Below are 13,090 nucleotides of genomic sequence, written 5' to 3'. Positions count from 1 at the left end.
GACGCTGCATGAACGATCGGTCGGCGAAGGTGGCGTATCTCGGCATGAGACGTGGTCCCTTGTGGAGGTAGACGGGGAACGTAGGGTTCTCTTCGAGGCCCATAGCTCCGAGCAAGGCGGCGCTTCGCCGCCCCTCGAACAACGCCTGATGACCTTGCGGGAGGCGCTCCGCGGACCGCGGGCGGTCGCCCGTCAGATCTGGCTGGCGCTCGATGACTGACCTGCGACCCGCCCTCGCCGTTACCAAAGCCGACGCGTGGCTCAGTCGGCGCGTTGCGGCGGAATGGCGAGGATGTCGATCTGCGCTATTCTGAGCACCTGCTCTGTGACGCTTCCGATGAGCATCTTGGCCAGCCCGCTTCGGCCATGCGTCGACATCACGATCAGGTCCGCGTGCTCTTCACCGGCCGCCTTCAGGATTTCGTGCGGCGCTGGCGCCGCCTCGTAGCGCACGATCTGCCGCAGACGTCCCAGATCTGTCGAGGAGAGGAAGCGAGCGAGATCGCGAGAAGCGTCACGCTGTTCATCTTCGAGGTAGTGCTTCTGATCGTCCTTCGGGATCGAATGGCTGAAGACAAGACGGAGCGCAGGAGCATCAAAGATATGTAGCAGCGACGTCCGGGCATGGTCGGCAAGCCCCAACGTCTGGAACCAGAGCAACGCCTCGCGCGAGCCGTCGGACAGATCGGTCGTCTGCAGCACATGCCGATACTGCCCGGCTGGCGTAGCATTCACCATCAGGACCGGACAATCTACCGACCGGATCGTCCGCTCTGCCGTGGTGCCGACGAACACGTCCCTGAGCACCTGGCGTCGATGCGGGCCGATGACGAGAAGGTCAGGCGTCGCGTCCGCCACGGCTTGGGCGATGCCGACGAATGGGGACGCGAGGATGACCCGCGTCTCGCAGGTTACGCCGTCCACGTCCCGCAGCGTGGCGGCCATCTGGCGAAGCAACTTGGTGGCCTCGTCGCGCTCGGCGTCCACGATCCGGCGCGGTTGATCGTCGTCGACAACGTGGACCAGCAGCATGGTGGCTTGGAACTGGCGGGCCAGAAGGGTCGCGCGCCGCAGCGCCCGATCCGACCGCTCCGAAAAGTCCGTGGCCACCATGAGATTCTTCATCGTCTCCTGTCCCCGGCCATGGCCTCGCGTTTGTGAGCGATGCGGTGCGACGCATCCGGCTCTGTCTGAATCAGCTCAGCTATCCTATAATACGCTATATTAAGCCAAACTCGGTGAAAAGGCGCTAGCATGTCACGCGAGCAATATCGGACCGTCAAGGAGGTCGCGGACCTCCTGCAGGTCAACGAGGTCACCGTACGCCGCTGGATCAAGGACGGCGAGCTCCGGGCGATCGATATCGGCAAGGGATGGCGGATCGGCCCGGAGGACCTCGACGCCTTCCTGGAAGGTCACGCGACGCGGCCCGCCGCCAGGCCAAACGGCGGCACGAAAACGTCTCCGGAGGAGGCAGCGGCACAAAAGACGAAGGAACAGAAGAATTGATGGAAGTAATTGTTCAGTCGCCGTTCGCGGAGATCGCTGCACTGCTCGTTCTGGCGGCGGTGGTAGGCTTTCTCGGGATCATCCTGCGCCAGCCGCTGATCGTCAGCTTCATCGCGGTCGGCCTGATCGCGGGGCCCTCGGCGCTGGACCTGGTGCGATCTGACGAGCAGATTAGCCTGTTGTCCGAGCTCGGTATTGCAGTCCTCCTGTTCCTCGTCGGCATCAAGCTCGACGTGAAGCTCATCCGTTCCCTCGGGGCGGTCTCGCTTCTCACCGGCCTCGGCCAGGTCGCGTTCACGTCTGTCTTCGGCTACCTGATCGGGCTGGCGTTGGGACTGGGGCACGTCACCAGCCTGTATGTTGCCGTGGCGCTGACCTTCTCCTCCACGATCATCATCGTGAAGCTTTTGTCGGACAAGCGCGAGATCGACAGCCTGCACGGCCAGATCGCGCTGGGTTTCCTGATCGTGCAGGATCTCGTCGTCGTGCTGGCGATGATCGTGCTGTCAGCCATTGGCATCGGCACCGGGGATGGCGGCCATGGCGGCGGGTCGGTCCCGCTGGTCCTGGCCTCGGGCGTGGCGATGGTGGCGCTGGTCGTCCTCTTCGTGCGCTACGTCGCCAATCCGCTGACGGAGCGGCTGGCGCGCGCGCCCGAGCTTCTCGTGATCTTCGCCATCGCCATGGCGGCCATGTTCGCGGCGGCGGGCGACATCGTGGGGCTGGGCAAGGAGGTGGGCGGCCTCCTGGCCGGCGTCGCGCTGGCCTCCACACCTTACCGCGAGACGATCGCGGCACGGCTGGCGCCGCTGCGCGATTTCCTGCTGCTGTTCTTCTTCATCGCGCTCGGCTCCGCGCTCGATCTTTCCCTCCTTGGCGCGCATGTGACCGGGGCGATCATGTTCTCGCTCTTCGTGCTGATCGGCAACCCGCTCATCGTGCTCGCGATCATGGGGGCGATGGGCTACCGCAAGCGCACCGGTTTCCTCGCGGGCCTGACGGTGGCGCAGATCAGCGAGTTCTCCCTGATCTTCGTGGCCATGGGCGTGTCGCTCGGCCATGTGCAGGAAGACGCGCTCGGCCTCGTCACCATGGTCGGGCTCGTGACCATCGCCGCCTCGACCTACACGATCACCTATTCGCATCAACTCTATCCCGTGTTCGAGCCGCTGCTCGGCGTGTTCGAACGCAAGGGCACACCGCGCGAGCCGTCCGAGGCCGGGGCGCATCGCGAGGACGGCTACAAGGTGATCGTCTTCGGGCTGGGGCGGTTCGGCACCGCCATCGGGATGCGGCTGAAGAAGCGCGGCATCAGGGTGCTTGGGGTCGACTTCAACCCACTCGCGGTCCGGCGCTGGCGGGAACTGGGGCTGGAGACCGAGTTCGGCGACGCGACCGATCCGGAATTCGTGGCCGAGCTTCCGTTGTCGCGGTCGGAATGGATCGTCTCCACCGTGCCGATTCACCCGACCGGCCTCAGCCACGAGGACACGCGCACGACGCTGATCCAGCTGACCCGCACCTCAGGTTTCCGCGGGCGGGTGGCCGTCGCGTCTCACCACCCCAAGGACACCGAGGAACTCTTCGCCTCCGGCGCGGACATGGTTCTGGAGCCGTTTCAGGATGCGGCCGACCGTGCGGTGGACCTGCTCTGCGGCGCACGGGAGGAAGAGCGGACCGAGATCCCGTCCATCGAAACGGAAGAGAAACAGGCATCGTGATCGCGTAATCTCTTCGAAACCCGGGCATGTTGGCGGGAATACGCCGGCGAACTTGAAGAAGTACCCAGGTCGGATAGCTTTCCGGTTATGACGACGATGACCTGCACCCCCGCGCACCCTTTCCTTCCGACCAGCCCCGGACGAGCCCTCGCCAGCCTGCGCACCGCTCTCCCGCGCCTGCCCGTGAGAGACGCACTCCTTGCAGCCTGGCTCGTGCTGGCCGCCTCGGCCGTCGTCTACGCCGACGAGCACCTGCAGGACTGGATCCCCGACGTGCTCACGATCCCGGAGGATGCGGAGGTCGTCACAGATCGCGCCATCGGCTCAACCGTGCGGATGTTCTCCATCGCGACGGGCGCCGATGTCGATGCACTCTTTGCCGAATGGGAAGAAAGCCTGAGCGGCAATGGATATCCCGTGACGCAGGGTGCCGATGATCTGCTGGACCATTCGATCGAATTTTCCGGCCCGGGCATCGCCAACGCGAAGATCATCGTCGCGCCTACGACAGAGGACGGGCGCAGCGTCATCGAGTTCGACGCAACGCTGGACTGACTTCACACCGACATGCGATCGTCTGCCGGGCGCTCTACATTCGTGTCCTCGAACAGATGGTCCGGGTCGATCCCGCGTTTCTCGGCGCTCGCGCGGACGGCGTCCTGAAGGGCCTGGCTGCGGCCCAGCAGCCGGCGGAAACGCGCCTCGTCGAGGACCAGCAGCGTCGAGGGCGCGATGGCGCGCACTTCGGCGCGGCGAGCCTTTTGCAGTAGGATCGCCATCTGCCCGAACATCTCGCCCCGCCCGAGCCGCCATGTCTGACCGGCGGTTTCAAGTTCCACCGCACCGGAGGCAATAAAGAACACGCTTCGAGGGACGCTGTCCTTGCGGATGAGGACCTCGCCAGCGTTGACGTAGCGCGTCTCGAGCGCGCGGCCGAGCCGCTTCAATACGGCATCGTCGAGTTCGGAGAAGAGCGGGAACTGCCGGACCAGTTCGGCCCGCTGCAGCGCGATGTCGAGATGCGGACGTTCCTCGGCGGCGGTCCTGCGCGCATCGAGATCCTGCATCAACGTGGTGTAGACCTCGGCGCCGATCAGCCCGTCCTCGCGCATCGCGGTGTATTCCCGCTCCTCCAGCCGAAGCGCCGTGCGCCGGATGAACCGGCGCTCCAGCTCCTCGGCATAGCCCGGATATTGCAGGCGCAACCCCTCCAGCGCGGTCTCAACCATCTCGATCCGGCGGGCGAGCAACTCGTGCAGCAGCTCCGCCACGCGCCGTCCGTGAATGCGCCGGATGCGACCGTCGATAAAGGCGCCGAGATCCCGCAGGATCAGCCGCTGCGAGAGCAGAAGCTCGAACCGGTCGGCGGTCATGCGCGCCAGCGGCCCCGACAGGCGCAGACGGCCGTTCAGCACCACGGCGACGCGGAACCCCCGGCCGTAGGCAACGCTGCGCCGCGCGGCGCGGTTATAGCCGCTGCGCCCCTGGCTGCGGGCGCCCTCGATCAGCCGGTCGGCGTCTGACAGGACCTGTTCGGCCATCCACGCCGAGATCGTCCGCTCCCGCACGCGGGCAAGGATCGTGTCGCGCTCATGGCCGGCCAGTGCGATCAGGCCGAGCGTGACCCGGTCGCGGTCGAGGATGTCGGCGCTATCCTCCGCCAACTTCACCGCCGTGTCCAGCCGCTCACCGAAGCGCTTGGCCTCGGAGCGCACGGTGTCGTGGCTCAACTCGTAATTCTCGGTGGTGCGCGCCACGTCCTCGCGGACGGTCTGCAGCGCGACGGCGACGGCCTGACGCGACAGCGCCTCGTCGATGGGCGAGAGCCGGGCGAGACCCAGCCGGCCGATTACCCACCTAAGCGTCGTCCCCTGCACGATCAGCGTGAACAGCGTGAAGCCTGTGGCAAGAATGCCCACCACGCGCTGGATGCCGTCTGGCACGCGGAAGCTTTCCGTCACTGCGAGTGCGAGTGCGAGCGTCACCGCGCCCCGCAGGCCACCCCAGAGGATTGCGACACGGTAAGGGCGCTCGACCGCGGGCGAGAGCCTGAGCGCGGTCAGGAGCGGCAGAAGCCCGAACAGGATCACCGCCCGCGCCGCGATGGCAGCGAGGATCACCACGCCGACCAGAACGAAATCCTCGACGCGCACCTCCTCCAGCATCCGCGGGATCAGCAGCGCGGCAAGAACGAAGATCAACGCCCCAGCCCAATGCGCCAGCACGTCCCAGATCTCGCGCAGGTTCGTCCATGCCTGTGGCGGCAGGCGCCCCGGTCCGGTCAGGTTCAGCGTCAGTCCAGCGGCCACCACCGCGATCACGCCCGAGGCGCCGATACTTTGCTCGGCCCCGATATAGGCGAGGTAGGGCAATGCGACCGAGATCGAGATCTGCGCCAGCTCGTGGCGCGAGAACAGCGCCATGACCCAGACCGCCACCCGCGCCGCCAGCCAGCCGACAGCTGCGCCTCCCGCGATCAGGACCGGGAACCGGACAAGCGCCTCGTAAAGGTTGGGATCCGGCATCCCAAGCATCACGAAGCCCATGAACAGGCCGAAAAGCGCGATGGCGGCGGCATCGTTGAGCAGGCTCTCGCCCTCGATGATCCGCGCCAGCCGACGCGGCGCCGAGATCGACCGGAAGATGGTGACCACCGCGGAAGGGTCGGTCGTGGAAACAATGGCGCCAATCAGGAGGCAGGCCACGAGAGGCAGCGCGCTGGCCCACGACAAGGCGTAGCCCACGCTGAACGTCGCCACGACCACGGCCACGATCGCAAGAACGAGGATCGGCACCCAGTCGTCAAGCATCCGCCTCAGGTTCATTCCCAGTGTCGCCTGGAACAGTAGCGTCGGCAGGAACACGTAGAGGAATACGTTGGAACGGATCGGCAATCCCAAGATCGCCTCGGCTACTGGGTTCAGTGCGTCAGTCAGCTCGGTTCGCAGGAAAAAGATCGCGCCGGCGCCGATCATCACGCCGAGCACGGCCAGGATCACGCTGTAGGGCAGCGTCAGACGCGCGGCGAGCGGCTCCGCCGCTCCTATGACAAGGAACAGGGACGCAATGACAGTGGTGGCGAGAACGATATCCATACGCCTGAAATAGCTTGATTTTCGTGAGAGGGGAAACGGCGATGTGGGAACATCACCAGAGGAAAGTGCGGGCTGCACTTCCGGCTTTGTGCCCACTATCGTCAATCCCCTAACCAATGCCAAGAAACAAAATCAGCGGTTCAGGCTTCGATCAACGGAGCGTTCTCAAAAGAAAATGCCAGCTGCAGTCATTCCCTCGCGATATCATTCGTGGGCACAACAGAGGATCGAGCGTTCCTTACACGGCAGCATGTCCCGCAGTGGGTAGGACCTGCCTTTGCTTCCTATCTGTCGTAGTGAATGACTGGTCTGGTAATGCTGCGGCGCCGCGTAGATCTTCACTTAAAACGGCTGGATTGGGCCGTCTCTGCCGGGCGGACCCACTCGCCTGGGCGTCCAGCACGCCGCGCCGCCGCATGACCGCCTCGAGCCCAAATACGACGTAAGCTTTGGATTCAGCAAGAGCTCGGACCGTGCCCCGTCCAATCGCTCTCCAGCCCTAAGACGGCTCTTGAACGACGGAGGGCGATCGCCGGCGGTGCCGGCGATCACGGTCTAACTCAGGCAGCTTTTGCAGACTTGAGCGAGGCGTAGAAGGCGCTTTCGAAGTCCATGTAGCCGACGAAGGAGACGGGATCTCCGAATGGGAGAATCTGTGTCGCCCAGAAGCCTCCGAACCCGTTCGCCCTATCGATCCAGTAAAACAGGTTCGCGAGCCCCGCCCAGCCCAACGCCCCTGCCGGCCGACCTGTGGGGGCTGCCTCGTCGTTCACCATGAAGCTATAGGACCATGACTTCAAAAGGCCCGGGAAGAACTCGGCGTCGTTCGACAGGGACGGGATCACCCCCGGCAACATGCCGATCTTCTTCTCGCCAAGGTGGTTCTTCTCGGCCATCACCACCGTCTCGGGCTTCAGGACGCGCCCGTTCGGCCCCATGCCGTCGTTCAGCCACATGCGGATGAACTTCATGTAGTCGCCGACCGTGCCGTATAGGCCGTGCCCGCCCATGTGGATCTCGGGCCTATCGGGCAGCTCGAAGTCCATCGGTGTCAGCGAGCCGTCTTCCCCGCGCGCATGCATGCCCGCAAGCCGCTTGCGGAGACTGTCGTTCAACTCGAAGGTCATGTCTTCAATCCCGAGCGGCTCGAAGATCCGACTCTGGAAGACTTCGCCCAGACGCTTGTCGGTGATCCCCTCGACCACCTGCCCGCACCAGTCGATGTTGGTGCCGTATTCCCACTTGTCGCCCGGGTCGAACTGCAAGGGCGTCATCAACGAGGCCTTCGATGCGGTGATGACGCTGGGCTGGCCCTTCTCCTGCGCAAGCCGGTTGTAGGTTTCGGAGAAGAAGTCGTATCCAAAGCCGGCGGTATGGAGCAGCAGGTGCTTCGTCGTGATCGGGCGTTTCGGGTCGCGCAGGATCGGCTCGCCGGCGTCGTCGAAGCCGTCGATCACCTTGAGCTTTCCGATATCGGGCGCGTAGTCGCTCGCCGGTGCGTCTAGGTCGAGCTTGCCCTCCTCGACAAGCTGCAACGCGGCCGTCGCGGTGATAGCCTTCGTGGTCGAGAAGATCGCGAAGACGTCGTCGGTGGTCATCGCCGTGTCACCGTCGATCCGGCGGACACCCGCGGCACCTTCGTAGATGTTCTTCTCGCGGTCCGTGACCATCGCCACGACGCCGGGCACGCGTGGATCGGACGTCACGACACCATTCAGGACGGAATCAGCGTTGAATTTGTGGCCCATGGTTTCCTCCCATTCTTTGAAGCCGGTCTTGGGAACGCCCCGTCGCGGGGACAGGGCGGTCTTGTCGTTTGCTGGATTTCAGGCGTCACCGCTATTCTACTTTCCGCTCAGTTTAAGAAGCGAGCTAAGCATGCAGAGCGCTCGCGATTGTAAGACCTCACTACGCCTGAGCGAAAGCTATTCACACCTTCACTGACCTGGAAAAGTCGCGTGTTTTGCGGGCTGCTAGTTACGCGTGAAGCCAAGAAGCAAACGGCGGCTTCGTCCCGCATTGCTGCCGCCCGCCTCACGAAAATGCTGCACCAGCGGTCGAACGGCCGGTTCGGTGAAAGCAACATTGCGGCATCCCGAAATCGCGAAGCGCAGGATTGGGCCGCGAGCGCCATGCTATACCGCCAAAGTGATTTGGCTGCACGCCGCTCGACCGCTTCGAGCCCATTTCCACTAATGAAACACTCTGGCAAAATCCTGTCATACAGCGAAATCGGGACGGGTCTCGTGACGCCTCATATTCTTTGGTCTGGTCGATTTCCGGCAGCCAGCAACCAGATCAGAATGACCGACGCTGTCCAAGACAGTCGCTTCTCCATCTACAATTCGAGATCCAGCAGCGCCTGCCGCATGACGTGCGGATCGACATCCACACCGGTCCAGTATTTCACTCCAATCACGCCCTGCTGCACCAGCATCCCGAGCCCGTCGACGGTCTTACAGCCGCGATCCTTGGCGGCCTGAATCAGGCGTGTCAGGGGCGGGTTGTGAATGCCGTCGGCAACGACCATCTCGGGCGTCAGGCTGTCGGTGTCGATGTCGGGCATTGCGTCGACGTCGGGATACAGACCGACGGATGTGGCATGAATCACGATATCCGAGCCGGACGGCACGACGAATGTGCCCTCCCACGACGTGTAGCTTGCCTGCGTGTCCGTGCGGTCGTTCAGCAGATCGACGACCACTCGCCCCCGCTCCGCGCTGCGGTTGACGACGGTGATCCGCGTGGCGCCGGCCAGCGCCATCTCGACCGCAACCGCCCGCGCCGCACCGCCCGCACCGAACAGGACGACGGATTTGCCCGCCGGATCCACGACGGTTTTCAGCGCCGCGACAAAGCCGCGCCCGTCGGTGTTTTAACCGATCAGCCGGTCACCGTCGCGCACGATGGTATTGACGGCTCCTATGATCTCGGCCGATTTTCCCAACCCATCGAGGTGGTCGATCACGGCGACCTTGTGCGGGATGGAACAGTTGAAGCCGCGCCAGCCCATCGCCCGCGCGCCGCGCACCGCGTCCGCCAGATCGTCGGGCGAGACCTCGACGTTGATGTAGCGCCAATCGAGACCGTGATGGCGGTAGGCGGCCTCGATCATCGCGACGGTCGGGTTCTCGGCTGCGGGTTGTGCGAAGGAACCCGTCAGGGGCAACAGGAAGTTCATGGGGCGTGTCCTTTCAGATGGCGCGGGCATTGCGTAGATGCGCCCCGACCCGAAGCGCCTGGGCTGCGATGGTCAGGGCGGGGTTCAGCGCGGCGGATGAGGGAAAGAACCCCGCGTCCACCACGTAAAGGTTCGGATGATCATGCGCGCGGCACATGGCGTTTAGGGCTGATGTCGCCGGATCATCGCCCATCCGCACCGTGCCGCATTGGTGCGAGGGGGCCTGAATGCCGAAGCTGTGACGCAGAACGACCGGGAACCCTGCCCGGCGCAGCACATGCCTGACATGGCGCACGAACCGGTCATGGGCGGCCCGCCCGCCGGGGCGGTAATCGACCTGCACCCGGTCACCGTCCAGAAGGCGCACGCGGCTCTCGCGGTCGGGCAGATCCTCGCCCATCGCCAGCACGTCGACGGAATGGCGGCCCAACCAGTCGGCCGCGGCACGCGGCGTTCTGGGATACGTTGCACGGATCATCGCACCCTGGATATTGCCGAGCATCTGGATGTTGCCGCGCGCATCGGGATCATCTGGCAAACCGTGGTAGAAGTCATTCAACGACAGGGTTTTGGGGAACTTCGTGGTGTTTGTAGTGAAAGGCTTCACCCCCATCAGCCCGGTCAGGTGATGGTTCATCAGGTATCGGCCCACGACGTCGGACCGGTTGGCAATTCCGTCCGGTGCCGCCTCACAGGCGGACCGCAGCAGGATCAGAGCGGAATTGATCGCCCCCGCGCAGAGGGCGAAGACCTGCGCTTCCACGCGCAGGATCTCTCCGGACCGGAGCACCTCAGCGGCGACGATATGCTTGCCCTCGCCATCGGTGATCAGTCGCGTAACCTTTGCGTTGCGGTCCAGCCGCACGTCCGAATGCGCCAAAAGTGGGCGGAGCACGCGCTTATCCGCGTCACCCTTGGCGTCGAACCGGCAGGCAAAGGCATCGCAGGTGCCGCAGCGCCGGCAGGTGCCATCGGGGCCATAATCGATTGCAGATGGCATCGCAAATGGGTGCAGGCCCTGGGCGCGCAACCGATCCGACAGCGCGGCAATCACCGGCTCGTGCGGGATCGCGGCGTGGGGGAAGGCATCGCGGGGCGGCTCGGTCGGATCGACACCTGCCGCGCCGCGCACGCCATACAGGCGTTCGGCTGCGGCGTAGTATGGCGCAAGATCGGCGTAGCTGACCGGCCAGGCGGGGGATGTGGCGCCATCGATCTGCGTGTGCGTGAAATCACTTTCGCGGAACCGGAACATCGCAGTGCCGTAGAACTTCGTATGCCCGCCGACATAGTAGTATTGACCGGGCCGATAGGGTGCCCGCTTCGCGTCCACCCATTCATCCGTCGTCTTGTATCGGGACTGGACGAAAACCGCCTCTGCATCGCTGTTCTGCGGCTCATTCGGCAGATCGTCGCCGCGTTCGAGGATCAGGATTTTTGCGCCGCTGCCTGCGAGTTGATGCGCCACGGCAGATCCACCCACCCCCGACCCGATAATCGCGACATCCGTCCTAATGGTTTGCATCACGTCCTCCCCGGTTTCCGCTTCACAGATGCCAAGCCTTCACCGCGCGCACCATTCCCTATTGCCGCATATCCTTGTATGATTGCCGCATCTCAGCGCTACAGTTGAATGTAATGCCCATATCGCCACCCTACTTCGAGACCGTTGCCATCCCGCCGGACCGGTCCCTGCATGTCTTCGACCGCCGCCTGCCAGAGTTTCCGTTCAACTGGCATTACCATCCGGAATTCGAGTTGACCCTCACGGTGAACAGCCGCGGATTGTGCTTTGTGGGAGATCATGTCGGGCCCTACAACGATGGCGATCTTGTCCTGATCGCCCCCAATCTGCCGCACGCGTTTCAATCCCAAAACCTGATCGAGATTGCCGGCGACCATCGCGCCATTGTGTGCTGGTTCACCAGTGACTGGATCACCAGCCTGATCGGTCTGGTGCCAGAGCTTTCGCCCGTCACGCCGCTGCTTGCGCAGGCCCGGCGTGGATTGCGGTTCGGCGCACAAACGTCGGCGCAACTGCGAGACCGGATCCTGCAACTGGGTCAGATTGACAGCGTGGATCAGGTGATTGCCTTCCAAGCCATCCTTGCGACCTTGTCAGGATCTACTGACCGAGTGCCGCTGGCCAGCGGAGAGGTTACCGTCAGCGAGATGCCGCGCGACCGGGCGCGGATGCAGAAGGTGCTGGACCATTTGCATGCCCATTACGATGAACCGGTGCGGCTGGCCCCGCTGTGTGATCTTGTGCATCTGACCGAAAGTCAGCTGCAACGGATCTTCAAGCGCAGCGCCCGCATGTCCATCAGCGCCTATGTGCTGCAACTGCGGCTTGGCCGGGCGTGCCAAATGCTGATGCAGACCGACAGCCCCGTGGGCCTGATCGCAACCGAGTGCGGTTTCTCCGATGCCGCCGACTTCGCGCGACGCTTTCGCAATGCCCGCAACATGACGCCAACGGCGTTCCGGACCGCAATCAGGGGGCAGGAGCTGAAATCTGTGCCAAAGCGAGGTCGGTCCGTCCGCCAAAGCCCGCAGACATAGGAGGCTCGCGCGACCTTTCCGAAAATCGTGCAATATTGGCAGGAATGGCCAATGTGATCCCGATTAGGTTTTTCTCTTTTGTGCGCGATTGCATGACCTCGTTGTCCCGCGTTGTGCGAGTTCGATGTTTCGGAACCCATGCAGGCGCAGCGAAAGTCCGGTCTTATGATGCCGCGCTGCGGCGTTGGTCATCCTGGCGAACGGCAGCTTCGGGCCGAAGACGTCGATACAGTGGCGGCTCCCTCGTGATGGAGCTGCCGCGCCGCCGCATGTCGGCTCTGAGCCCAATTTCAGCTTTCCGCGCTGAACGAAACGCCCCTCCGGGCAAGCCGGGGCGGTTCAAATTGTGAAAAGTTTCGTTGAGTGTAAGAGTGAGGGGGAACGGAAGGGCGCCAACTGATGCTAATTGAAACCCGGACATTGTACGTAATGACCGTCCTGGCGTTGATGAGTACGCCGGGACCAAGCCAGTTATTGATGCCCGCCGCGCCTCTTTGTCTCCTAGTTTCACTCATTGTTTGGTGTGCATTGCAGCAGGGACTCTTCCTTGATCGTATCGGTCAGCGTGACATTCTCACCCTTTGTCCACCATTCGTACCGCCCAGACACGTAACGGGCGCCTGAGGCGGAGACCACGTTGACGAATACACGATGATCTTCATCCACTGGCACCAGTGCCAGCACGTCGGATTCTGAAGTGAAATAGTGCACGACGAACGGTTGCCCTTTGTCGCATTCGTATTCTATCGTGCGTATCGCCATGTCTTCGGTATCAAAGCCGAGCGAAAACGAGACGTCCGCCGACGCGGCCGAAGCTAATGCGACAGTTATCGCAATACTTGACACAAAGCGCATAAAATATCCTTCCTGTTTGTCAGAGACGGCCTTAGTAACAGCCGTTGTCCACGATCCTACTCCGACTGTATGGCTCCTACGAACGGCAGAAAAGTCCCGCATTGCTGCCGCCCGCCTCACGAAAATGCTGCACCAGCGGTCGAACGGCCGGTTCGGTGAAAGCAACA

Annotated in this window: 11 protein-coding genes; 4 read left to right on the top strand and 7 right to left on the bottom strand. The window is 63.4% G+C overall.

What is annotated here, in order from left to right; translation table 11 throughout:
• Positions 1-261 precede the first annotated feature (261 nt).
• Positions 262-1,125: a universal stress protein gene (locus tag CX676_RS16625; protein WP_101753552.1), complete on the bottom strand. Its 864-nt coding sequence runs from the start codon at positions 1,123-1,125 to the stop codon at positions 262-264.
• A 129-nt stretch (positions 1,126-1,254) separates the two neighbouring features.
• Here CX676_RS16625 and CX676_RS16620 point away from each other — a divergent pair, with 129 nt between their 5' ends.
• The 3 genes from CX676_RS16620 to CX676_RS16610 all read left to right on the top strand — a co-directional run bounded on the left by CX676_RS16620 (position 1,255) and on the right by CX676_RS16610 (position 3,785).
• Positions 1,255-1,509: a helix-turn-helix domain-containing protein gene (locus tag CX676_RS16620; protein ID WP_101753551.1), complete on the top strand. Its 255-nt coding sequence runs from the start codon at positions 1,255-1,257 to the stop codon at positions 1,507-1,509.
• Complete coding sequence (locus CX676_RS16615) at positions 1,509-3,230, top strand: cation:proton antiporter (protein WP_198590229.1); 1,722 nt, start codon at positions 1,509-1,511, stop codon at positions 3,228-3,230. Before CX676_RS16620 ends, CX676_RS16615 begins: the two co-directional genes overlap by 1 nt.
• A gap of 87 nt (positions 3,231-3,317) precedes the next feature.
• On the top strand, positions 3,318-3,785 hold the full coding sequence (locus CX676_RS16610) for a hypothetical protein (protein WP_157935979.1): 468 nt from the start codon (positions 3,318-3,320) through the stop codon (positions 3,783-3,785).
• Positions 3,786-3,787: 2 nt separating this feature from the next.
• Here CX676_RS16610 and CX676_RS16605 read toward each other — a convergent pair whose 3' ends face one another.
• The 5 genes from CX676_RS16605 to CX676_RS16590 all read right to left on the bottom strand — a co-directional run bounded on the left by CX676_RS16605 (position 3,788) and on the right by CX676_RS16590 (position 10,974).
• Positions 3,788-6,325 carry a cation:proton antiporter gene (locus CX676_RS16605; protein WP_101753548.1) on the bottom strand — a complete coding sequence of 846 codons (2,538 nt, stop codon included), beginning with the start codon at positions 6,323-6,325 and terminating at the stop codon, positions 3,788-3,790.
• A 560-nt stretch (positions 6,326-6,885) separates the two neighbouring features.
• Positions 6,886-8,073, bottom strand: a complete 1,188-nt coding sequence (locus CX676_RS16600; RefSeq protein WP_101753547.1) for a serine hydrolase domain-containing protein — start codon at positions 8,071-8,073, stop codon at positions 6,886-6,888.
• A gap of 590 nt (positions 8,074-8,663) precedes the next feature.
• Positions 8,664-9,158, bottom strand: coding sequence for a shikimate dehydrogenase family protein (locus CX676_RS22815; RefSeq protein WP_198590228.1), 495 nt, complete (start codon positions 9,156-9,158; stop codon positions 8,664-8,666).
• 42 nt (positions 9,159-9,200) lie between these two features.
• Complete coding sequence (locus tag CX676_RS22810; protein WP_198590227.1) at positions 9,201-9,506, bottom strand: shikimate dehydrogenase family protein; 306 nt, start codon at positions 9,504-9,506, stop codon at positions 9,201-9,203.
• A 13-nt stretch (positions 9,507-9,519) separates the two neighbouring features.
• The gene (locus CX676_RS16590; RefSeq protein ID WP_198590226.1) at positions 9,520-10,974 is read right to left on the bottom strand and encodes a GMC oxidoreductase; all 1,455 of its coding nucleotides are present in this window, start codon (positions 10,972-10,974) and stop codon (positions 9,520-9,522) included.
• A gap of 170 nt (positions 10,975-11,144) precedes the next feature.
• On the opposite strand from CX676_RS16590, the gene CX676_RS16585 reads away from it, so the two are divergent.
• Positions 11,145-12,068 (top strand): helix-turn-helix domain-containing protein, encoded by a 924-nt coding sequence (locus CX676_RS16585; RefSeq protein WP_101753545.1) that lies wholly within the window; start codon positions 11,145-11,147, stop codon positions 12,066-12,068.
• A 507-nt stretch (positions 12,069-12,575) separates the two neighbouring features.
• Here the strand turns inward: CX676_RS16585 and CX676_RS16580 are convergent.
• Entirely contained in the window at positions 12,576-12,923 is a 348-nt protein-coding gene (locus CX676_RS16580) for an MliC family protein (protein ID WP_157935978.1), read from the bottom strand.
• Positions 12,924-13,090 lie beyond the last annotated feature (167 nt).

This window comes from Paracoccus zhejiangensis, assembly GCF_002847445.1.
Classification (GTDB): Bacteria; Pseudomonadota; Alphaproteobacteria; order Rhodobacterales; family Rhodobacteraceae; genus Paracoccus; species Paracoccus zhejiangensis.
The sequence above is the reverse complement of the archived record's forward strand: the minus strand, read 5'-3'. Positions and strand labels throughout refer to the sequence as shown.